A 22,151-nucleotide genomic window follows, 5' to 3' on the forward strand; every position below is an offset into this window, starting at 1 on the left:
CGCGGTGCCCGACCCGTTGTTCCCCACCCTCTTGTCGGATTCGGGCAAGGACGCCCTCCGGTTCGGCGATCAGGCTCTCACCTACGACGAGCTCGCTGCGGTCGCCGGCAGCCTGGCCCGCGAGCTGCCACGCGGCCGCGTCGCGGTCTGGGCGACCCCGACCCTCCACACGAGCGTCGCCGTCGTCGCCGCGCTGCTCGCCGGCGTCCCGGCCGTGCCCCTCAACCCGAAGATCGGCGAGCGCGAGCTGGCGCACATCCTCGCCGACAGCGAACCGCAGCTCGTGCTGGCCGAACCGGGCGTCGAGCTGCCCGCGGGCCTGGCCGGGCTGCCCCGCCGTGACATCCCGCTGACCGGCGAGAAGACGTCGCTCGCGGACGAACCCGACCCCGAGACGCCCGCGCTGATCGTCTACACGTCGGGTACCACCGGCCCGCCGAAGGGCGTTGTCCTCCCCCGCCGTTCGATCGCGACCACCCTCGACGCCCTCGAGGACGCCTGGGGCTGGACCGCGGACGACGTCCTCGTGCACGGGCTCCCGCTGTTCCACGTGCACGGCCTGATCCTCGGCATCCTCGGCCCGCTGCGCCGCGGCGGCTCGGTGCACCACCTCGGCCGCTTCTCGACCGAGGGCGTCGCGCGCGAGCTGTCGGCCGGCGCCACGATGCTGTTCGGCGTCCCGACGATGTACCACCGGATCGCCGGCGAGGTCGGAACGGACACCGCGCTCGCGGACGCACTGCGTGGCGCGCGCCTGCTCGTGTCCGGGTCCGCGGCGCTGCCGGTGCACGACCACCAGCGGATCACCGCGGCGACCGGCCAGCAGGTCGTCGAGCGCTACGGGATGACCGAGACGCTGATGAACACCAGCGTCCGCGCGGACGGCGAACGCAAGCCCGGCACGGTCGGCGTCCCGTTGCGGGGCGTCGAACTCAGGCTGGTCGGCGAAGCCGGTGAGGCGCTCGACGGGGTCGGCGAAGTCGGCGAGATCCAGGTGCGCGGGCCCAACCTGTTCACCGAGTACCTCAACCGCCCGGACGCGACGGCGGCCGCGTTCGACGGCGACTGGTTCCGCACCGGCGACGTGGCCACCCGCGACTCCGACGGCTACGTGCAGATCGTCGGGCGCAAGGCGACCGACCTGATCAAGAGCGGCGGCTACAAGATCGGCGCCGGCGAGATCGAAAACGCGCTGCTCGAGCACCCCGGCGTCGCGGAGGCGGCCGTCACCGGCGAGCCGGACGACGACCTCGGCGAGCGGATCGTCGCGTGGATCGTGCCGTCCGGGGAACCGCCGGCGGCCGACGAACTCGCCGACCACGTCGCGAAGCTGCTCGCGCCGCACAAGCGGCCGCGGGTCGTCCGGTACCTGGACGCGTTGCCGCGCAACGACATGGGCAAGGTCCTGAAGCGAGCGCTCGGTGACTAGGCAGCCCGCGCGCGAGGTCGTCGGCGCGATCGCCAACGGCTTCGAGGAGTTCCCCACGCCGTTGCGCGACGAGCCGGCCGACGGTCCGATCCACTGGCCCGGCTACCGCGAAGCCCGCTCCGCCGCCGAAGAACGCACCGGCGAGAAGGAGTCGGTCGTCTGCGGGACGGCGAAGATCGGCGACGTCGAGGCCGTGCTGATCGCGTTCGAGTTCGGGTTCCTCGGCGGGTCGCTCGGGCAGCGCACCGGCGACCGGATCGAGGCGGCGTTCGCGCACGCGCGGGACGCGCGGCTGCCGGTGGTCTCGCTGGTTTCGACCGGCGGCAGCCGCATGCAGCAGGGCATGCGCGCGTTGATGCAGCTGCAGCGGGTGGCCCGGGCGTCCGCGCTGACGCGGGCTTCGGGCATTCCCCAGATCTCGGTGCTGCGCGACCCGACGACCGGCGGCGGCTGGGCGACGCTCGGCGCGGGCGCCGACGTCATCCTCGCGCTGCCGGAGGCTCAGGTCGGCTTCGCGGGCTCGCGGGTGCGGCCGGCCGGTTCGCCGGAGGCGTACACGGCGGAGGCCAAGTACGAGTGGGGCCAGGTCGACGCTCTGGTGTCGCCCGACGAACTCGGCGCGACGTTGGAACGGTGGCTGCGGCTGCTGACGGCTCATTCGTCGGCGGCGGCTCCCCCGCCTTCGGCTTTGCGGCAGGCTTCCCTTCCCGAAACGGGCTGGGAAGCCGTGGCGGCGGCACGTTCCCCGCGCCGGCCGCGAGCCGTGGAGTACCTCGACGCGTACTTCGACTGGCGCTCGGACGTGAGCGGTGACCGGGCCGGCGGTGTCGACGACGGCGTCGCGTGCGGCTTCGGCTGGCGCGACGGCCGGACGATCGCCTACGCGGCCCAGTGCGGCACCCCGACGTTGCCCGCGGGCTTCCGGACAGCGGCGCGGCTGGTCAAGCTGGCTTCCCGGCTGGGCATCCCGGTGCTGACCCTGGTCGACACCCCGGGCGCGGCGAACGACGCGGCGGCGGAGCAGGCGGGCGCGGGCGGCGCGATCGCGGCGATGTTCGAGGCGGTCGCGACGGCGTCGATCCCGGTGACGACCTTGGTGATCGGCGAGGGCGGCTCGGGCGGAGCACTGGCGTTCGCGGCACAGGGGTCGACGTGGGTGACGCCGGACGCGTACTTCTCGGTGACGTCCCCGGAAGCCGCGGCGGCGATCCTGAAGCGCCCGGCTTCGGAGGTGCCGGAGCTGGCCGACCAGCTGCACCTGCGGCCCCAGGACCTGGTGGACCTCGGGGTCGCCCGCGCGGTCGTGAGTGAGAAACAGGGTTAGAACACTGTTTCTCACTCACGACCGCTTGGCGAGCTTTGTGCCACCGGCGGGTCCATCCGTGGTTGGATCTTGTGATGGGGTATCGACTCAACAGGCGGGCGGCGTTCGGTTTGGGGACCGCCGTCGCCGCTGGAAGCATTCTGGCCGGCTCTCCCGCGTACGCGCAGGAAGCAGACATCGAGGCCAGCCCGGCCACACCGGACCGGGCCAGGCAGAAGGTGAAGCGCGTCTACGACACCGCGGCCGCTGAGGCAGGCGGCATCTGGAACTCCTACATCAGCGTGGCCGACGAGGCCGCCGTCGACGTGGCGTCCGACGAGATCGTCGAGGCGTACAGCGTCAACAAGGTGGCCGTCGCGGTCACCTTGATGGACAAGATCGACCGCGGCCTGCTCACCCTGGACCAGCAGGTCCAGGTGCCGGAGAGCATCGTCGTGCCGGGTGGTGACGGCATCATCATCCTGGACAAGGCATACCCGAGCGCGTTCACGCTGGGCCATGTCCTGTCGCTGTTCCTCACTGTTTCGGACGACACGTGCGTCCGGCTGGTGGGGCTCGTGGTTCCGGCGGCCGAGATCAACCAGATCCTGGTGACCAAGGGCTTCCCCAAGACCCAGGTCACGCCGGTCGCCAACCCGAACCGCTACTTCCTCGGCCAAACCACTCCGCGCGAGACCCACGACCTGCTGAAGGCGCTGGTCGCGGGCACATTGCTGAGCCCGGCATCGACGGACTACCTGCTGTCCATCCTGCGGTCGCAGGTGGCGTTCACCGACGGCATCCGCCGTGAGATGTCGTCCGTCGACCGGGCGAGGATCGCCACGAAGGCGGGCTGGTTGAACGACGGCCGCAACGAGGCGGGGATCATGTTCGACGCCGCGGGCAAGCCGGTGGTGATCTACTCGATGTTCGCGCACGGCCAGGCGAACCCGGAGGACTTCGGGGCCACGCACCCGGTCCGGCAGGCCAGCGCGAAGATGGGGCCGAAGTTCCTGCGCGCGGTCGACAAGATCGCGGGCGCCGGCACCAGGACGTTCCGGGCACCGGCCTACCAGCAGTACAACGGCGGCTGACCGCAGCTACCTCGTGAGTGGGAAACAGGGTTAGAACACTGTTTCTCACTCACGAGGTCTTGGCGAGCTCCGGAGTCCGGTCGGCCCAGATGCCGTGCGGTTCGAGGACGACCTCGCGCACGTCGTCCTCGCGCCGGTCCAGCCGCACCACCAGGTAGTCGGCCGACAGGCGTTCCGCCGAACCCTCGCCCCACTCGACCACGATCGCCGAGCGTTCCAGGTCCGTGTCCAGGTCCAGGTCGTCCAGCTGGGACAGGTCGCCGCCGAGGCGATACGCGTCCACGTGCACCAACGGCACTCCGGACGCGCCCGCCGGGTGGACGCGGGCCAGCACGAACGTCGGCGAGCTCACCCGGCCGCCGACGCCGAGGCCGTCCGCGATGCCGCGGGTCAGCGTCGTCTTGCCCGCGCCAAGGGGTCCCGCGAGCAGGACCAGGTCACCCGCGCGCAGGGAACGGCCCAGGGACCGGCCGAACTCCATCGTGTCTTCGGGCGTCGGGAACACCAACGTCAACGCTGCCACCACCAGTTTCGCTGTGCCGAAAGCACGCCGTCCACACCGGAACAGCGTTGCAGGAGATCTATCAGATGGCTGTTCACCAGCTCGGGCTGCTCGAGCACCACCATGTGCCCGGCGCCGCGGACGCGCACCAGCTCCGCGTCGGGCAGCTCGGAGGCGATCCGCTCGGCGTGCGAGAACGGCGTGAACCGGTCCGAGTCACCACCGATGACCAGCACTTCCGCGTGCTTCAGCCCAGCCAGCGCCGCGTACCGGTTGTGGCTGCCGAGTGTGTCGACGAAGTTGACGAGCCCGCGGACCGGCGTCACCTCGAGCATTTCGAGCATGAAGTCGACGAGCCTCGGGGCGACGTCGCGGCTGCCGAAAGCCAGGCGCCGCACGGCTTGGCGCGTCAGCTGCCCGCCCGCGGCGCGGACGAACTCGACCAGCCCCGGCTGCCAGCCGGCGAGACCGCCGGCGGCGCGCGTCAGCGGGTTGTACTTCGAGAGCAGCGACCGCGGCAACCCGCGTGCGCCCACTTCGCCGGCCGCGGTCGCGATGAACGCGACGCCTTCGACCCGCTCTTCGAACAGCTCGGGGAACTCGGCGGCCAGCTCCATGATCACCATGCCGCCCATCGAGTGCCCCATCAGCACGATGGGCCCGTCCGGCACCACGGACCGCAGCACGACGTCGAGGTCGCGCGCCAGCTGCTCGATCGTCGAATTCTCCGCGGACGCCGCACCGGACAGACCGTGGCCGCGGTGGTCGTAGTACACCTGACGCACACGAGGCAGCCTCAGGGAGGCCAGGTCGCGACGCTGGAAGTGCCAGCAGCGACGCGAAAGCGCGAAGCCGTGCACCCCCACGACAGTCAGTTCGGGTTTGCCGCCGTCCCCCGGGTCGATCTCCTCGACCGAAAGCGGCGTGCCGTCGTCGGCCGCGACCGTGTAAGTACGGTCCGGCTTCAGCTCCCCCAGCGGCTCGTCCACGTACGGATCCTCACTGTGCCGCCGTTGCTGCGCGGCGACGATTGCGGCGGCGGCAGTCCCGGTGGCGATGGCCCCGACCCCGCCGGCGATGGCCAGCAGTCGACGTGAAGGTGTCACGAGCGCTCTCCCAGATACCGGCGCCGCACCCGCGGGCGGTACATCGAGGTGACGATCTCGTAGTCGATGGTGCCCAGCTTGTCGGCCCATTCGCGGGCTGTCGGCTCGCCGTGCGTCCCGGCGCCGAACAGGACGACCTCGTCGCCGACGGACGGCTCGTCGTCACCGCAGTCGACGACCAGCTGGTCCATGCAGACCCGCCCGGCCACCGGCCGCCGCTGCCCGCCGAGCCAGACGTCCATCCGCCCGGACAGCGACCGCGGCACACCGTCGGCGTACCCGGCCGGCACGAGCGCCAGGTTCGTGTCGCGCGACGCCGTCCAGGTGTGCCCGTAGGACACCGATTCGCCGGCTTCGACGCGCTTGACCAGCGCGACCGCGGACCGGAACGTCATGGCCGGCCGCAGGTCTTCGGCCTTCGGCACCGGGTTGAGCCCGTACATCGCGATGCCGGGCCGGACGACGTCGAAGTGCAGGTCCGGCCGGGTGAGCAGGGCCGCGGAGTTCGCCAGGTGCCGCTTCGGGTCGAGCCCGGCGGCGCGAGCGGCGTCGTAGGCCTCGGCGAACCGCTTGGCCTGCATGTCGGTCGCCGGGTGGTCCGGCTCGTCCGCGCACGCGAGGTGGGACCAGATCGCGACGACCTCGACCCGCGGTTCGGCCGCGGCGGCGGAGACCAGCTCGGCCCAGCGGGCGGGCGGGCAGCCGTTGCGCGAAAGCCCGGTGTCGATCTTGAGGTGCACACGGGCCCGGGTACCCGGTTTCGCGGCGTCGGCGATGCGGCGTAGCTCACCCAGCGAGCTGGCGGCGACGTCGATGTCCGCCTCGAGGCCGGCCGCGAAGTCGACGTCCAGGGTGTCCAGCCAGCTGAACAGCCGGGTCGTGATCCCGGCTTCGCGCAGAGCCAGAGCCTCGCCGAGCGAGCAGGTGCCGAGCCAGCTCGCCCCGGCCTCGACCGCGGCGCGCGCCACCGGCAGCGCGCCGTGGCCGTAGGCGTCGGCCTTCACCACCGCCATCACCTCGGAGCCGGGCGCGCGGGCGCCCAGCAGGCTGAGGTTGTGGCGGATCGCGTCGAGGTCGATGTCGACCTGGGCCCTGGGGAAACTGGAGGTCATAGCGCCCTCCAGTTTCCCATGACCCGAGGTCAGGGCAGGCGCAACCCGGACGTGGCGGAGAACACGTGCAGCTCGTCGGGACGGATCCGCAGGTTGAGCGTGTCGCCCATGGCGGGCGGCGTGCGCGGGTCGACCCGGGCGACGACGTTCGACTTGTTGTCGGCCGCGTCGGTCTCGGCGAGCTTGCCGTAGACGTAGGCGTCCGAGCCGAGCTCCTCGACCAGCTCCACCTTGATCGGCAGGGTGCCTTCACCGGTGGCGACCTCGAGGGCCTCCGGCCGGAAGCCGAGGGTCACGGTGTCGCCGTCGGCCGCCGCGATGGTCTCGCGGGTCAGCGGCACGCGCGCGCCACCGACCTCGGCGCCGTCCGCCGTCAGCTTCGCGGTGACGAGGTTCATCGCCGGCGAGCCGATGAACCCGGCGACGAAAGCGTTTGCGGGCCGGTCGTACAGCGCGCGCGGGGTGTCGCACTGCATGAGCAGGCCGTCCGAGAGCACCGCGACGCGGTCACCCATCGTCATGGCCTCGACCTGGTCGTGCGTGACGTAGACCGTCGTGACGCCGAGACGGCGCTGGAGCGCGGCGATCTGCGTACGCGTCGAGACGCGCAGCTTCGCGTCGAGGTTCGACAGCGGCTCGTCCATCAGGAAGACCTGCGGCTCGCGGACGATCGCGCGGCCCATCGCGACGCGCTGGCGCTGACCACCGGAGAGCGCCTTCGGCTTGCGGTCGAGGTAGTCCACGATGTCGAGCAGCTTCGCGGCCTCGAGGACCTTCTGCTTGATCTCGGACGCGGGGCGCCCGGCGATCTTCAGCGCGAAGCCCATGTTCTGCGCGACCGTCATGTGCGGGTACAGCGCGTAGTTCTGGAACACCATCGCGATGTCGCGCGAACGCGGCGGCAGCTGGGTCACGTCGCGGTCGCCGATCCAGACGGCGCCGTCGTCGATGTCCTCGAGGCCGGCGAGCATCCGCAGGCTGGTCGACTTGCCGCAGCCGGACGGGCCGACCAGCACCAGGAACTCGCCGTCGGCGATCTCCAGGTCCAGCGCGTCGACCGCGGGGCGCTCCGAACCCGGGTAACGCCGGGTCGCCTTGTCGTAGGTGATGGAAGCCATCGGTCAGTCCTCTCCGAGATTCCGCCGGACCCCGTGCGCCGCTTCGCGGGCTTCGAGGTGGCGCTGCTGGATCCGGTGGCCCTCGGCGCGCTGCGCCTCGGTCGGCTCGTCCAGCTCGAGCCGCGTCTTGGTGTTTTCCTGCCAGGACGGGGGTTCCGCACTGGAAGTCAGGGCCCAGGCCGCCTGCCGCGCCGCGCCGATGGCGACGTACTCGGCGACCTCGGGCAGGTGCACGGGCACGCCGAACACAAGCGGCGCGACCGTGCGGACGGCGGCCGACTGCGCGCCCCCGCCGATCAGCAGCACGCGGTGGACGTCGAGGCCGTGCGCGCGCACCGCGTCGAGACCGGCGGCCAGGCCGCACAGCATGCCTTCGACGGCGCTGCGCGCGAGGTTCTCCGGGGTCATGTTCGCCCTGGTCAGGCCGGCCAGCGAGCCGGTGGCGCCGGGCAGGTTCGGGGTGCGCTCGCCGTCAAGGTAGGGCAGGAAGGTCAGGCCGCCGGCGCCGGGCTCGGCCCGCAGCGCGAGCCGGTCGAACTCGCTCAGCGTCGCGCCGAGCATGCCGGCCGTCGCGGTGAGCACGCGCGCGGCGTTGAGGGTGCACGCGAGCGGCAGGAACCGGCCGGTGGCGTCGGCGAACCCGGCGACCTCGCCGGACGCGTCGGCCGCGCCGGTCTCGGCGACGCCGAACACGGTGCCGCTGGTGCCGAGCGAGACGACGACGTCGCCCGCCCGCAGTTCGAGCCCGAGCGCGGCGGCCATGTTGTCGCCGGTGCCCGCCGAGACGAGCACGCCGCCGGAAGTGTGGCCGGCGGCGTCGGCCGGGCCGAGCACGGTGGGCAGCTCCGGCGTCCGGCCGCCGAAGGCGTGGCTCAGGACATCGAGGCGGTAGGCGTTGTCGGACGGCGAGAAGTAGCCGGTGCCGGACGCGTCGCCGCGGTCGGTGACCGGGTTGCCGCCGGTGAGCTTCCAGGTCAGCCAGTCGTGCGGGAGCAGCACGCGGGCGACGCGGTCGGCGAGCGCGGGCTCGTTGTCGGCCAGCCAGCGCAGCTTCGTGACGGTGAAGCTGGCGACCGGCACCGAGCCGACGGACTTCGCCCAGACCGAGGGCCCGCCGAGCTCGTCGACGAGGTCGAGCGCCGACTGCGCGGAGCGGGTGTCGTTCCACAGCAGCGCGGGGCGGACGACCTCGTCGTTCTCGTCGAGGGTGACCATGCCGTGCTGCTGACCGCCGACGCCGATGGCCTTGACGTCGTCGAGCAGGCCCTTCGTGGCTTCTCCGAAGGCGTCCCACCAGGCGGCGGGGTCGACTTCGGTGCCCTCGGGGTGCGGCGCGCGGCCGGTGCGGACGATTTCGCCCGTTGCGGCGTCGCACACGACGACCTTGGTCGACTGGGTGGACGAGTCGATGCCGGCGACCAGCTCAGCTGTCATAGGGCTGCCCCTCTGCGACGTGTTCGACGATCTCGATCGTGGTGCCGGCGTTGAGCGCGGCCTCGATCTCCTCGGTCGGCGTGGTTTCGCCGGTGATCAGCAGGTCGTAGTCGCCGACGTCGCCGTGCCCGTAGGTGGCGGTCCGGCCGAACTTCGAGTGGTCGACGACGAGGACCGTCCGGTTCGCGACCCGCAGCGCCGCCTTCTTCAGCTCGGCGTAGTCGCGGTCGGGGTGGAAGAGCCGCCCGACGGCGACGGCGGTGACCGAGACGAACGAGATGTCGGCGCGGATGGAGTCGAGCAGGTTCAGGACCTCGGGGCCGGCGCAGGAGTCGTACTCGTGGGAGTAGCGGCCACCCGCCAGCACGACGTCGATCTTCGGGCCGAGCAGCCGGGCGGCGTGCAGCGAGTTCGTGACGACGGTGAGGGCGTCGATCTCGGCGAGCCGCCTGACCAGCGGGAGGAGGGTGGTGGAGTCGTCAACGAAGACGGTCTGGCCGGGCTGGACGTGGTTCGCGGCGGCCTCGCCGAGGGCTTCCTTCTCGCCGTGGTGGAGGGTGTCGCGGAAGCGGGCGGCGGTCTCGATGGTGAGGGCCGGGTAGGCCTCGACCTTGCCGCGGAGCTTGCGCAGGAGACGGCGTTCCGCGAGGTCGTCGAGATCGCGGTGCATGGTCATCAGGCTGACGCGGAACCTCGTCGTCAGGTCGTCGATGCGGGCTTCGCCGTGCTCGATGACGTGGTCGAGGATGTCCTGCCGGCGCTGTTCGACGACAGCATCGGACGGCCGGGTCTTCCGGTCTCCAGATGCTGTGCTGCCGCTCACACGGCATTCTTACCAGATTTGCCGCCCGGAGTTAACAGAGAACTCGATAACTCTTCTCAGGACGTTAGAGAGCGGATCGCCCGGATCGCCTCCGGGATGGCGTGGACCAGGCCCGATGCCGACGTCGGGGCGTTCTGGGCCGCGACCGCGCCCGCCAGCGAGTGGACGTTCGCCGCCGCCGCGGCGGCCAGCCACGGGTCCAGGCCGGCCGCCAGGAGAGCTCCGACCAGGCCGGACAGCACGTCGCCCGAGCCCGCCGTCGCCAGCCAGGCCCCGCGGGGCGTGTTGACCGCGACGCGACCGTCCGGGGCCGCGACCACCGTGACGTGGCCCTTCAGCAGCACGACCGCGTTGTACTTCTTCGCCGCTTCGCGGGCCGCGGCCACCCGGTCCGCGCCCGGCTTCCGGCCCATCAGGCGCTCGTACTCGCCCGCGTGCGGAGTCAGGACCAGCGGCGTGTCCGGGTCGCGGGCGTCGAGGACGTCCGGGGACTTCGCGATGATCGTCGTCGCGTCGGCGTCCGCGCAGACCGGGACGCCCTGGCCCAGCACGTGCCGCAGCACGTCGCGGCCTTCGGAGCCGGTGCCGATGCCCGGCCCGACCGCCCACGCCTGGACGCGACCGGCGTCGGCGACCGTGCCCGTCGCGATGATCTCCGGCCACTGCTGCCGGACGACGTCGGCCGCGTGGCCCGCGTAGCGCACCAGCCCGGCCGTCGCGCGGACCGCCGAGCCCGCCGCCAGCACCGCCGCGCCCGGGTACGTCGCCGAGCCCGCCGCGATCCCGACCACGCCCTGGCTGTACTTGTCGTCGTCCGGGCCGGGCACCGGCCACGCCGCGGCGACGTCGACGACGTCGAGGCGCTGGAGGTCCGGGTCGCTCAGCTCGAGGCCGATGTCGACCAGCACGACTTCGCCGCACCACGTAGGCGCCAGCGCGTGCACCGGCTTGAGCGCGCCGAACGTCACCGTGCGGGTCGCCTTCACCGCCGGGCCGTCGACCGCGCCGGTGTCCGGGTCGACGCCGCTGGGCAGATCGACCGCGACGATCGGGGCTTCGACCAGCTCGACGAGCCTCGCGGCGTCCGGTCGCAGGGAGCCGCTGGCCGAGATGCCGACGATCCCATCGACCACGACGTCCGCGCGTTCGATCCACTGTGGACCGTCCTCGGCGGACACTGCGCGACCGCCGGCCCGCTTCAGTGCTTTGAGACCGGCGGGGTGCGCCTTCTCGGGTTTGAGCAGGATCGCCGTGACCGCGACCCCGCGACGGCGCAGGAACGCCCCGGCCCAGAGCGCGTCACCGCCGTTGTCACCGGAGCCGACGAGCAACACGGCCCGGCGGCCGGAGACGCCGCCGGTGTGGTCTTCGAGCAGGTCGGCGATCTGCACCGCGAGCCCGAACGACGCCCGCCGCATCAGTTCGCCGTCCGGCGTGACGGCGAACGCCCTGGCCTCCGCCTCGCGAATCCGTTCCGTGGTCCAGATTCCCTGCACGGCGGAGCCTCCGGCGACTACTCGACTGTGACGGACTTCGCCAGGTTACGCGGCTTATCGACGTCGTACCCGCGCGTGCGGGCGATCTCCGCGGCCAGCACCTGCAGCGGCACCGTGGACACGAGCGGCTGCAGCAGCGTCGGCACCGCGGGGACCTCGATGAGCTCGTCGGCGAACGGCCGGACCGTCTCGTCGCCCTCTTCGGCGATCACGATCGTGCGGGCACCGCGGGCCTGGATCTCGCTGATGTTCGACACCAGCTTCGAGTGCAGCACCGCGCGGCCCTTGGGCGACGGCATCACGACGACGACCGGCAGGCCGTCCTCGATCAGCGCGATCGGGCCGTGCTTGAGCTCGCCGGCGGCGAAGCCCTCGGCGTGCATGTACGCGAGTTCCTTGAGCTTCAGCGCGCCTTCGAGGGCGACCGGGAACCCGACGTGGCGGCCGAGGAACAGCACCGCCTTCGAGTCGGCGATCCGGCGGCCGAGGTCGCGCACCTGGTCCACAGTGGACAGTACCTTCTGGACGGCCGCGGGCATGGCCTCCAGCTCGGCGAACTCGCGGGCGACCTCGTCCGGGTACTTGGTGCCGCGGGCCTGCGCCAGCGCCAGGCCGACCAGGTAGTTGGCCGCGATCTGGGCGAGGAACGCCTTGGTCGACGCGACGCCGATCTCGGGCCCGGCGTGGGTGTAGAGGACGGCGTCGGACTCACGCGGGATCTGCGCGCCGTTGGTGTTGCAGACGGCCAGGACGCGCGCCTTCTGCTCACGTGCGTGCCGGACGGCTTCCAGCGTGTCGGCGGTCTCGCCGGACTGCGACACGGCGACGACCAGCGTCGCGCGGTCCAGCACCGGGTCGCGGTAGCGGAACTCCGACGCCAGCTCCACCTCGACCGGCAGCCGCGTCCAGTGCTCGATCGCGTACTTCGCGACCAGGCCGGAGTGGTAGGCCGAACCGCAGGCGACGACGAAGACCTTGTCGACGTCACGGAGGTCCTGGTCGGAGATGCGCTGCTCGTCGAGGATGATGCGGCCGTTGTCGAAGTGCCCGCGAAGGGTGTTCGCGAGCGCCTCCGGCTGCTCCTCGATCTCCTTGAGCATGAAGTACTCGTGACCGCCCTTTTCGGCGGCGGACAGGTCCCAGTCGACGGTGAACGGCTTGGCCTGGGCGGCGTCGCCGTGGAAGTCGGTGACCTCGTAGCCCTCGCGGGTGATGACGACGAGCTGGTCCTGGCCGAGCTCGACGGCCTCGCGGGTGTGCTCGATGAACGCGGCGACGTCGGAGGCGACGAAGTGCTCCCCGTCCCCGACCCCGACGACCAGCGGCGACGACCGGCGCGCGGCCACGATGGTGTCCGGCTGGTCGGCGTGCGTCACAACCAGCGTGAAGGCGCCTTCGAGGCGACGGCAGACGGCGGCGACGCTGGCGGCGAGGTCGCCCTTCGTCTCACCCTCGGTGTAGGCGCGGGCGACGAGGTGCGCGGCGGTCTCGCTGTCGGTGTCACTGGCCATCTCGACGCCGTCGGCCTCGAGCTCGGCGCGCAGGGCGGCGAAGTTCTCGATGATGCCGTTGTGCACGACGGCGACGCGCTGGGAGGCGTCGCGGTGCGGGTGCGAGTTGCGGTCGATCGGCGCGCCGTGGGTGGCCCAGCGGGTGTGGCCCATGCCGGCGGTGCCGGTGATGCTCTCGCGGCCGACCTTGTCGAGCTCGGCTTCCAGGTTCGCCAGGCGCCCCGCCTTGCGCTCGACGGTCAGTTCGCCACCGTCCAGCACGGCGATCCCGGCCGAGTCGTACCCGCGGTACTCCATGCGCCGGAGCCCGCCGAGGACCACGTCCAGAGCCGGGCGGTGCCCGACGTATCCTACGATTCCACACACGCGCACCAGCCTAACGAGGGATGTTCGGCGGGTTGACGGGGTCTGGTTACCGAGTTTGACCTGGGGGTTTCTCTGACGCTGTGGTCCGGACCAATGCTTTGTCACCCACATGTGGCGTTCGTTTGCCCGCCACCCCGGCGCCTGATTGTCACTACGGACGGCAGCACCGCGTCAAGGCGGGAAAGATGCCTTGACCCGGTGTTGCCGTCCGTGTTCTGGCTTCGGATCGGGGTGGTGGGCTGGGGCTGGGTGGAGTGCCTGTTCTGCTCTCGGCTGCCGGTCTCGTGCCTTTGGCTCGCCGGGGCGGCGGGCGCGCCTCTGGCCGGGGTGCGCAGTAGGGTTCCCTCTATGGCCAGCAAGCCCAAGCAGTTGCTCGCGGAGCTGATGCACCCCGGTCCGCACGAGGTCCTGCGGGGCAATCTTGCCCTGGTTGGGCTGCCTGGTGTGGTCTTCACGCCGCGCGCTGGGCTTGGGTTGCCCGCCGTTGCCTTCGGGCACGGGTGGCTGCAGCCTCCTGATCGGTACCGGCAGCTGCTGCACCACCTTGCCAGCTGGGGCATTGTTGCCGCCGCGCCTGCTACCCAGCGGGGGCCGCTGCCGTCGCACCGGTTGCTCGCCGCCGACCTGATGACCACCCTTGACGTCGTCACGACCGTGCGGCTCGGGCCGGATGGCATCAGCGTCGACCCGGGCAAGCTCGGCCTTGCCGGGCACTCGACCGGGGGTGGCTCCGCCGTCCTCGCCGCGGCTCAGGACGCGCGGTCCGAGCACCCGCGGATCAAGGCCGTCGCGACCATCACCGCTGCCCAGACGCTCCCGCCGGCCACCGAGTCGGCCAAGGCCATCACCGTTCCCGGCCTGCACCTCGCCGCCGAAGAAGATCTCGTCGCGCCTAAGGTCGGGCATGCCGAGGCCATCACGAACGCCTGGGGCGGCGAAGACGTCCAGCTGCGCACCCTCGGCAAGTCGACCCACCTCGGTGTCACCGAGGGCCGGCACTGGTCGCAGCTGATCATGCACGGCAAGCCGCACCGCAAGACCCAGCAGCTCACGCGCGCGCTGTTCACCGCGTTCTTCCTGACCCATCTGACCGGCACGGACAAGTGGCGGCCTCTGCTGGAAGCCGACGTCAAGCGCGCCCCCATCGAGCGCGAAGAAGAACCCGCGCACTGACGCGAAAAGGGCCCGGCCGGAGCCGGGCCCTTCCGAAGAACCTCAGACCAGCCAGCTGGTGCTGGAGAAGTCGTCGTCGTCCTCCACCTGACGCGCGTGCCGGCCCCGCTTCGGCGGCTCCGGCGCCGCCGGGGGCGCGGGAGGTTCCGGCGGCGGCGTCACCGCGGCCGCCGCGGGTATCGGGGTGCCGTAGCTCGGCGTCGGGTACGGCGTGCGGCCCGTGTCCGCCTCTTCGTCCGCGACGCCGAACTCCATCAAGGACTCGCGGCCCTTGTCGGCCAGCGTCTTCTCCGTCGCCCAGCCGCCCGCGCTCTGCTTGCGCTTGTTGAGCTCGTCCATGTGCTCGGCGTACTTCTGCGCGGCGGCGAGCTCGTTCTTCAGCCCCTCGCGAGCCTGCGTCTCGGCCTCCGCGACACGGCGTTCGCGCAGGCCCCGCTGCTCGTCCTGCTCGCGCGCCGCGGCGTCCATCGTCGAGATCGCCGCGCGGTACCGGTCTTCGGCGCTGGTCATCGCCCCTCCTCAGCCCTGGCCCTGGTCACCGGTCGTACCGGATCGAACGGTCACCCTCGTCGTCGAGCGAGCCGCTGATCCGGCCCTTGGCGCCGCTCGTCTCGAAGACGCCGCCCTCGATGCGGTACTGGCTGGGCCCGCGCTGCTGGTCGCCGCCACCGCCGCCACCCGGTGCGCCGCCCATGCCGCCCATCATCCCGCCCATGCCACTCATGCCGCTCATCCCGCCGCCCGCGCTCGCGGCGGCCTGGTGCGCGCCCGGGTCGACCGGGGTCGCGCCGAGGACGCCACCGTCGGAAGCCGGCAGGGACGTGTCGCTGCCGGTCTGCGCGCCCGGGTCGAGCGACACCGCGCCGGCGAAGTCGGCCGTCCCGCCGCCGGTGACGGCCGACCCGAAGTCGCTCGCCCCGGCCGTGGTCGTCGAATCGCCACCGCCACCGCCGGCCACCCCGGCGTCGCCGCCGCCGGCACCCGCGTCGGCCACGGCCACCGCCGGTTCCGCGCCGACGCTGCCGCCGAAGTCGCCGGAGAAGTCCTGGCCCCCGGGCGTGCTGAACCCGCCCGAGCCGGCCGCCGCCGCGCCCTGCGTGAAGCCCGGGTCCGGGTTGGCCGGTGCCGGGTCCTTGGTCAGCGGCGACTCGGCGTCCGCGTCGTGCCGGATCGCGGAGCCGCTGCCGTCCGTGGACGCGGGGTCGGTCTTGAGGTCGCTCGCCTTGGGGTCGTCCTTCTCGTCGAGCGTGTACGTCGTCGGCTCGCCCTTGCCGTCGTCGACGGTCACGATCGTCGGGCCGTCGGGACCCTCCGGCCGCTCGGCCGTGATCTCGAGGTTGCCGTCCTTGATGTGGATCTTGCCGTCGGGACCCGGCTTGTAGCTGCCATCGGCCGAGGGCTGCCCGTCCTTGACCGCCCCCTGCTGCGAACCCTGCGGGCCGAAGCTGCCGTCGTCGGCCTTGGCGCCGTCCTTGCCGTCCTTGCCCGCTTCGGCCTTGTCGTCGTCACCCCAGTCGAGGTGGTAGTCCTTCTTGTTGCCGTGGCCGTCGTCCACGGAGATGTCCTGCTTGCCCTCTTTGTCGGGCTCGGACATCTCGATCGTGTTGTCGCCCTTCTTGACCGAGACCGTGTCGGTGTCGTCGGTGTCCTTGATGGCTTCACCGGTCGTCGGGTCGATCGGGTACGGCTTGCCGGTGTCCGGGTCCATCTCGAGGGGCTTCCCGGTGATCGGGTTCTTGCCGTCCTCGGGCTTGGCCGGGTCCTCGGCCGCGGGCGGCTCGGCCGCCGACGGCGTCGTGCTGCCCCCGCCGCCCGTGCTGCCCCCGCCCCCGGTGCTGCCGCCACCGCCGGTGGACCCGCCGCCGCCGTTCGAGCCGCCGCCGGTGTCGCCGCCGTTCCCGTTGTGCGTGTCGCCGCCGCCGCTCTTGTCGCCGCCGCCGTCGCTCTTCGCCTCGGTGAGCTGGTTGCGGTAGCCGTCCATGAACCGCTCGAGCGCGCCGAACTGCTGGTCGATGGTGTCCTTGGCGGACTTGCAGGAGCCGTTGAAGGCGTTGATCAGGCCCTGGTACTCGGTCGCGAACGCGCCGTCACGCCAGTAGCGGCAGACGTTGCGGCCGTACTCCTTGTTCTCGTCGTTGAAGCCGCAGTCGTCGTTCTGCAGCCGCTCGGCGAGGTTCGTCTGGTTGCCGTTCTTCGCGTTGACGGCGTCGACCCAGCCCGCGACCTTCATGAAGTCGTCGAACTCCTCGGTCTCGCCGTTGGCGATCTTGAGAACGTCCTTGGCCATGTTGATGTCGGCCTGGGCGACCGTCGTGCGGTGCAGCTGCAGGACCTCGTCGACCTTCTTCTTGACGGCGTCGTAGACGTGCGTCACGGTCTGCGGGATCAGCTTCGCGGCGCCGTCGATCTGCTGCGACAGCTCCTTGGCGTGCGGCTTGATCGCCTCGTCGTACTTGATCTCCGCCGCGTTCGCGCCCTTGCCCTTCCACTCCCCGAAGAGGGTCTGGAGCTCGGTGTCGCTCTTGGTCAGCGTGTCCTCGACGACCTTGTGCGCCTTCGAAAGGTCGTCGGCCTCGGTGAGGAACTTCTGGAACTGGATGCCGCGGTTCTCGTGGAACTTGTCCTTGAGGTCCTTCTGCGAGTCGATGTGGCCGGACCCGCCCTTGATCTTGTTCCAGATCTCGTCGGTCCACAGGACCAGGAAGTCGACCGTGACGTTGCCCTGGTCGAGCATTTCGTCGGACGTCTTCGCGCCGGCACCCAGCGTGGGCGTCGCGATTCCGTCGAGGTTCTTCTTCGCGGTGTTCTTGCGGTCGGTCTGTGCCTGCTGTTCCTTGCCCTTGGCCTGCGACTCCTGCTTGGCCCGCGCGACGATTTCGTCGGTGTCGTCGTTTTCGAAGACCCGGTAGTCACCGCCGTCGTCGGAGTAGTTCTCGATGTACTCCTTGGCGTACTTCTCTTCTTCGTCGTTGAAGTTGAAGGTGTTGCGGTCGTACTCCTCCATGAGCTCCGTCTTCGTCTCCATGGAGACGTTCGGATCATCGAGGATCTTCTTGACTTCGGCCCAGTCCGCCATTACTTGCTCCCCGCCGAGTTCGCCTGCGCGCCGGCGTGCGATTCCTGCGCGGTGTACTTGGACCCGGCGGTCCCGATTCCGCTGCCGAGGTTCATCAGCGCGTTCGACAGCCCGGTCATCCCCGCGCCGATCTCGTCGATCCCGGATTTGTACTTGCCGTAGCCGTCACCGTGGACACGGCCGAAGTCCGCCTGCGCGATTTCGGTCGGCGCGACCTTCTTGGCCTCGGCGGCCGGGTCGTCCGCGACGTCGTTGAGGCGGACCTGCGCCCGCGTCATCGCCTCAGAACTCGCTTCGTAACCGTTTGGCATGGTCGGCTTGCCCCCTTCGATCCACAGCCCCTGTTCCGGTGTCAAGACTGTGACGCACCCGGACGCCGTTCGGTGCCGTCGCAGATGCACACAGAGTCTAGCGTTCGGCCGAGCGGCCGACCTGGGCTTTGCCCAAGTGCACTCACCCGGTGGGGTGCTGCGCGGCGACCGTCTCGGAAATGACTTCGGCCACGCCGCGGACGTCCACCAGCCGGTCGAGCTCGTCCAGGTCGACGGAGACGCCGTAGCGCACCTCGACCCGGGCGAGCAGCTGGATGCGCTCGCGGGACGTCATGCCGATGTCGTCGAACGGTGTCGTGTCGGTGAGCCGCTCGAGGGGCAGCTGCAGCGCGGTGCAGACGATCTTCCTGATCTCGTCGGTGTACTCGCCCGCGTCAGTCATGGCGCCCATTCTCGCCCCACCAGCGGTCGCGGGCCGCGGCGCGGGACACCTTGCCGCTGGAGGTCCGCGGCACCGCGCCCGGCGGGACCAGCCAGAGTGCGCGCAGCGGCAGGTCGTGGCCCGCCGACACGGCCCGCCGCACGGCCGTCTCGACGTCGTCGTCCGGCGCCGTGCAGCCGGCCACGACCGCGACACCCTCACCGCGCTCGTCCCGCACGGCGAACGCGGCGACGCGCCCGGCCCGGACGCGCGCGTGCGCCGCCTCGACCGTGGCCTCGATGTCCTGCGGGTAGTGGTTGCGGCCGTCGACGATGATCAGGTCCTTGAGCCGGCCGTCGATGTACAGCTGTCCGTCGTGGACGAAGCCGAGGTCGCCGGTGCGGAGCCAGCCGTCCTCGGCGAACCCGCCGTCCCGCCCCCAGTAGCCGTCCGCGACGTTGGGACCGGACACCTGGATCTCTTTGTCGACAATGCGGATCCGCTGGCCGTACGGCCGCCCCACGGACACCAGCTCGCCGCGGTCGAACTTCGTGACCGTCGGGCCTTCGTCACCCGCGCTCGCGACGAACACCGTGGCCTCGGCCAGGCCGTAGCACGGCTTGATGGCGGTGCGCGGCAGCCCGAACGGCGCGAAAGCGCGGGCGAAGGCGTCGACGCTGGCCGCGCGGATCGGCTCGCTGCCGTTCAGCACGGAGTTGACGTGCGAGAGGTCGACGCCCGCCAGTTCGCCGGCGGCCTCGGCGACCAGGTCGAAGGCGAAGTTCGGCGCGGCGGTGATCGCGCCGGGGTGCTCGGCGAGCAGCCGGATCCAGCGCAGCGGGTCGCGCACGAACTCCATCGGCGTGAAGAACACCGAGTGCGCGCCGAGGAAGACGGGCACGCCGACGAGCAGGATCAACCCCATGTCGTGGAAGAACGGCACCCAGCCGGCGAGGTGGGTCGACGCGTCCGCGTGGTAGCACCCGGTGGTCTGCCAGCAGGCGGCCACGAGCGCCCGGTGCGAGATCACGGCGCCGGCCGGACTGCGCGTCGAACCCGACGTGTACTGCAGGTACGCCGGGTCGGTCATGGCCACCTCGGCGGGCGGCTCGGTGTCGTCGGGCTCGATGTCCTCGACGGCGAAGGCAGGGCCCGACGGGATCTTGTCCAGGAGGTTTCGGGAGGTCAGGCAGGCCGCCGGAGTGGCGTCCGCGAAGGCCGACTCGATCCGGGCGCGGCCGGATCGGCCGGTCGGGACGGACAGCGGCACCGCGACCCGCCCCGCGTAGAGCGTCCCGAGGAAGGCGACGACGTACCCGAGGTCCTGGCGGGCGACGATCGCCACCCGGTCACCCGGCCGGGTACGGCGGCGCAGCTCGCGCGCGACGCCGCGGACGCGGTCGAGCAGCTCGGGCCAGCCCAGGGTGTGGTCCGCGGGACCCGGGAAGGTGCGGCAGGTGAAGGCCGGGCGGTCGACGGCGGCGTTGCGGAGCAGGTAGTCCGTGAACGGCGTGGTCAGGACCTCTTCCGGGACATCTGCGGGCGGCACGGGCTCATCCTGCCCTACCGTGGGCAGGCGATGGACGAGTTCGAACGGCACGGGATCGGCCTGGTCTCCGGCCGCGACGCGTGCGCACACGCCCTGCGTTCCCCCGATCTGACGTCCGATCCCGGTGGCGGTTCGCCCAGCGTCCTGCTGCGCGACGGCGACGGCCACGCACGGGTGCGCGGCGTGCTGCGGGAGATCATCGCGGGGCTCGAGCCACTCCCCGGCTCGGTGATCGCGGAGATCGAAGCCGTGGTCGCGGGGCTGGGGTCGTCGTTCGACCTCGTGCGCGACTTCGCGCGGCCGGTGGCGGGCGCGGTGACGTCGGCGGTGCTGGGCGTGCCCCTCGACGACGTCTTCCTGGACCACCTGGAGAGGACGACGGCGAACCTCGACGTCTTCGGCGGGGCCGACCGCGCCGGGCAGGCGTCGGCGTTCCGGCTCGCGGTGCAGCTGAGCCGGACGCAAGCCGGGCCGGGCGGTCTGACGGCGTTGCGGGAGGCCCACGCGGCCGGCCGGCTCGACGAGGACGAGCTGATGCTCAACCCGGTCGTGCTGGCGCACGCCGCCTACGAGAACTCGCTGAACTTCCTGGCCTGCGCCGGGCTGGAACTGGCCACTTCCAGCCCGCGGAGCGTGCGTGAGCTGGTGACCTCGATCTGCCCGGCGCGGTTCGTGCTGCGCTTCGCACCCGACGGCCCGCTGGCGGTGTCGCTGACCGACGGGCTCCCGTTCGGCCTCGGCCGCCACGCGTGCCCCGGTTCGGGAGTCGCGCTGGCCGAGGGCGAAGTAGCGCTCACGGCGTTGGCGAAGCTCCTCGACGGCGGCTGCGCGGTCGGCGACGTCGAGTGGAAGACCCACCCGGTGTTCCACGGCCTGGCGAAGGCCGTGGTCACCCGGTCAGGAAACCGCTGAGACGACGCCCACCAGCCGGTCGGCCGCGGCCTGCGCGGTCGCCTGGGCCGTGGCCTCCACCATCACGCGGACCAGCTGCTCGGTGCCGGACGGGCGCAGCAGCACCCGGCCCTCTTCGCCCAGCTCGGCCTCGACCTCGGTGACGGCGTCGCGAACCTCGCTCGAGTCCGCCACCGCCGCCTTGTCCGCGACCGGGACATTCACCAGGACCTGCGGCAGCCGGTTCATCACGGCCGCGAGGTCTTCGAGGGACTTGCCCGTCTCGGCCATGCGGCTCATCAGGCGCAAGGCCGTGAGCAGGCCGTCGCCGGTGGTGGCGTGCGCCGGCAGCACGACGTGGCCGGACTGCTCGCCGCCGAGGGCGAAGCCGCTCGCGCGCAGCTCCTCGAGGACGTACCGGTCGCCCACCGCCGTCGTGACGACCGCGATGCCGTGGGCCTTCATCGCCAGGTGCAGGCCGAGGTTGCTCATCACGGTCGCGACCAGCGTGTCCTTGATCAGCTCGCCGGACTCGGCGAACGCGAGCGCCAGCACCGCCATGATCTGGTCGCCGTCCACCAGCTCGCCGGCGGAGTCGACGGCCACGCAGCGGTCGGCGTCGCCGTCGTGGGCGATGCCCAGGTCGGCGCCGTGCGCGACGACCGCCTCACGCAGCTTCTCCGGGTGGTTCGAGCCGCAGTGCTCGTTGATGTTGACGCCGTCCGGCTCCGCGTACAGCTCGACGACCTCGGCGCCGGCGCGGCGGTAGACCTCGGGGGCGGCGGCCGACGACGCGCCGTTCGCGCAGTCGACGACGACCTTCAGCCCGGCGAGCGAGTGCGGCGTGGCGCCGAGCAGGTGGGTGGCGTAGCGCTCGAGGGCGTCGTCGACGTCGTGGACGCGGCCCACGCCGGCGCCGGTCGGGCGGACCTTGCCGTCCGCGAGGCCGGCTTCGATCTCGTCCTCGATGCCGTCGGGGAGCTTGTGGCCGCCCGAGGCGAAGAGCTTGATGCCGTTGTCGGGCATCGGGTTGTGCGAGGCGGAGATCATCACGCCGAGGTCGGCTTCGAGCGAGCCGACCAGGTAGGCGACGGCCGGCGTCGGCAGCACGCCGACGCGGAGCACGTCGGCTCCGGCGGAAGTGAGACCCGCCACGACGGCGGCTTCGAGCATCTCGCCGCTGGCACGCGGGTCGCGGCCGACGACCGCGATCGGCCGGTGGGAGCGGTCGTGCGCGGCGAGCACGCGGGCGGCGCTGGCGGCCAGCGCCAGCGCCAGCTCGGGCGTCAGCTCGGCGTTGGCCAGGCCACGGACCCCGTCGGTACCGAACAGGCGTGCCATCGATCGACCTCCTTGTGGAATGACCACGACAACCTAGCGACGTGGGCGGACCGCCTTGCGCCACCCCCGAGTGTCGCTCCCGGAGGCGAAAACGACACACCCCTGAAAAACGCCGAGTCTTGAAAACAACAGAG

The 22,151-nt window shown here is 71.6% G+C and carries 19 protein-coding genes; 5 read left to right on the forward strand and 14 right to left on the reverse strand.

The features are described from left to right. The first annotated feature begins 4 nt into the window (after positions 1–4). The 3 genes from ACZ7PG_RS13995 (at position 5) to ACZ7PG_RS14005 (ending at position 3,826) form a co-directional block, all read left to right on the forward strand. Complete coding sequence (locus tag ACZ7PG_RS13995) at positions 5–1,429, forward strand: acyl-CoA synthetase (protein ID WP_470240756.1); 1,425 nt, start codon at positions 5–7, stop codon at positions 1,427–1,429. Beyond that, positions 1,422–2,753: a carboxyl transferase domain-containing protein gene (locus tag ACZ7PG_RS14000; protein ID WP_470239474.1), complete on the forward strand. Its 1,332-nt coding sequence runs from the start codon at positions 1,422–1,424 to the stop codon at positions 2,751–2,753. The genes ACZ7PG_RS13995 and ACZ7PG_RS14000 overlap by 8 nt, the downstream gene beginning before the upstream one ends. Positions 2,754–2,863: 110 nt before the next feature. Then, on the forward strand, positions 2,864–3,826 hold the full coding sequence (locus ACZ7PG_RS14005; RefSeq protein WP_470240757.1) for a serine hydrolase: 963 nt from the start codon (positions 2,864–2,866) through the stop codon (positions 3,824–3,826). Positions 3,827–3,875: 49 nt separating this feature from the next. On the opposite strand, the gene tsaE is transcribed toward ACZ7PG_RS14005, so the two are convergent. From tsaE to glmS, 8 genes are read right to left on the reverse strand one after another with little or no spacing between them, the layout of a single operon-like run. After that, positions 3,876–4,340, reverse strand: a complete 465-nt coding sequence (gene tsaE, locus ACZ7PG_RS14010) for a tRNA (adenosine(37)-N6)-threonylcarbamoyltransferase complex ATPase subunit type 1 TsaE (protein WP_470239475.1) — start codon at positions 4,338–4,340, stop codon at positions 3,876–3,878. Continuing rightward, complete coding sequence (locus tag ACZ7PG_RS14015; RefSeq protein WP_470239476.1) at positions 4,337–5,434, reverse strand: alpha/beta fold hydrolase; 1,098 nt, start codon at positions 5,432–5,434, stop codon at positions 4,337–4,339. Before ACZ7PG_RS14015 ends, tsaE begins: the two co-directional genes overlap by 4 nt. Continuing rightward, positions 5,431–6,546, reverse strand: a complete 1,116-nt coding sequence (alr, locus tag ACZ7PG_RS14020; protein ID WP_470239477.1) for an alanine racemase — start codon at positions 6,544–6,546, stop codon at positions 5,431–5,433. Before alr ends, ACZ7PG_RS14015 begins: the two co-directional genes overlap by 4 nt. A gap of 29 nt (positions 6,547–6,575) precedes the next feature. After that, positions 6,576–7,664, reverse strand: a complete 1,089-nt coding sequence (locus ACZ7PG_RS14025; RefSeq protein ID WP_470239478.1) for an ABC transporter ATP-binding protein — start codon at positions 7,662–7,664, stop codon at positions 6,576–6,578. 3 nt (positions 7,665–7,667) lie between these two features. Then, positions 7,668–9,098: a xylulokinase gene (gene xylB, locus ACZ7PG_RS14030; RefSeq protein ID WP_470239479.1), complete on the reverse strand. Its 1,431-nt coding sequence runs from the start codon at positions 9,096–9,098 to the stop codon at positions 7,668–7,670. Continuing rightward, positions 9,088–9,921, reverse strand: coding sequence for a DeoR/GlpR family DNA-binding transcription regulator (locus tag ACZ7PG_RS14035; RefSeq protein ID WP_470239480.1), 834 nt, complete (start codon positions 9,919–9,921; stop codon positions 9,088–9,090). Before ACZ7PG_RS14035 ends, xylB begins: the two co-directional genes overlap by 11 nt. Positions 9,922–9,977: 56 nt before the next feature. Beyond that, a complete protein-coding gene (locus tag ACZ7PG_RS14040) occupies positions 9,978–11,417 on the reverse strand; it encodes an NAD(P)H-hydrate dehydratase (RefSeq protein WP_470239481.1) in 1,440 nt (479 codons plus the stop codon). Positions 11,418–11,434: 17 nt separating this feature from the next. After that, a complete protein-coding gene (gene glmS / locus ACZ7PG_RS14045) occupies positions 11,435–13,294 on the reverse strand; it encodes a glutamine--fructose-6-phosphate transaminase (isomerizing) (protein ID WP_470239482.1) in 1,860 nt (619 codons plus the stop codon). 348 nt (positions 13,295–13,642) lie between these two features. Between glmS and ACZ7PG_RS14050 the strand changes: the two genes are divergently transcribed. After that, positions 13,643–14,467 (forward strand): dienelactone hydrolase family protein, encoded by an 825-nt coding sequence (locus tag ACZ7PG_RS14050; RefSeq protein ID WP_470239483.1) that lies wholly within the window; start codon positions 13,643–13,645, stop codon positions 14,465–14,467. Between the two features lie 42 nt (positions 14,468–14,509). On the opposite strand, the gene ACZ7PG_RS14055 is transcribed toward ACZ7PG_RS14050, so the two are convergent. The 5 genes from ACZ7PG_RS14055 to ACZ7PG_RS14075 all read right to left on the reverse strand — a co-directional run bounded on the left by ACZ7PG_RS14055 (position 14,510) and on the right by ACZ7PG_RS14075 (position 19,785). Then, a complete protein-coding gene (locus ACZ7PG_RS14055) occupies positions 14,510–14,977 on the reverse strand; it encodes a hypothetical protein (RefSeq protein ID WP_470239484.1) in 468 nt (155 codons plus the stop codon). A gap of 25 nt (positions 14,978–15,002) precedes the next feature. Then, positions 15,003–17,543, reverse strand: a complete 2,541-nt coding sequence (locus ACZ7PG_RS14060; protein WP_470239485.1) for a WXG100 family type VII secretion target — start codon at positions 17,541–17,543, stop codon at positions 15,003–15,005. After that, positions 17,543–17,821 carry a hypothetical protein gene (locus tag ACZ7PG_RS14065; RefSeq protein ID WP_470239486.1) on the reverse strand — a complete coding sequence of 93 codons (279 nt, stop codon included), beginning with the start codon at positions 17,819–17,821 and terminating at the stop codon, positions 17,543–17,545. The genes ACZ7PG_RS14060 and ACZ7PG_RS14065 overlap by 1 nt, the downstream gene beginning before the upstream one ends. A gap of 175 nt (positions 17,822–17,996) precedes the next feature. Next, positions 17,997–18,257 (reverse strand): acyl carrier protein, encoded by a 261-nt coding sequence (locus ACZ7PG_RS14070; protein WP_470239487.1) that lies wholly within the window; start codon positions 18,255–18,257, stop codon positions 17,997–17,999. Next, on the reverse strand, positions 18,250–19,785 hold the full coding sequence (locus ACZ7PG_RS14075; protein ID WP_470239488.1) for a fatty acyl-AMP ligase: 1,536 nt from the start codon (positions 19,783–19,785) through the stop codon (positions 18,250–18,252). Before ACZ7PG_RS14075 ends, ACZ7PG_RS14070 begins: the two co-directional genes overlap by 8 nt. A gap of 30 nt (positions 19,786–19,815) precedes the next feature. On the opposite strand from ACZ7PG_RS14075, the gene ACZ7PG_RS14080 reads away from it, so the two are divergent. After that, positions 19,816–20,697 (forward strand): cytochrome P450, encoded by an 882-nt coding sequence (locus ACZ7PG_RS14080; protein ID WP_470239489.1) that lies wholly within the window; start codon positions 19,816–19,818, stop codon positions 20,695–20,697. Here ACZ7PG_RS14080 and glmM read toward each other — a convergent pair. Then, positions 20,683–22,017 (reverse strand): phosphoglucosamine mutase, encoded by a 1,335-nt coding sequence (glmM, locus tag ACZ7PG_RS14085; RefSeq protein WP_470239490.1) that lies wholly within the window; start codon positions 22,015–22,017, stop codon positions 20,683–20,685. The genes ACZ7PG_RS14080 and glmM overlap by 15 nt on opposite strands. Positions 22,018–22,151: the final 134 nt, after the last annotated feature.

Source organism: Amycolatopsis sp. NPDC114504 (assembly GCF_055633595.1).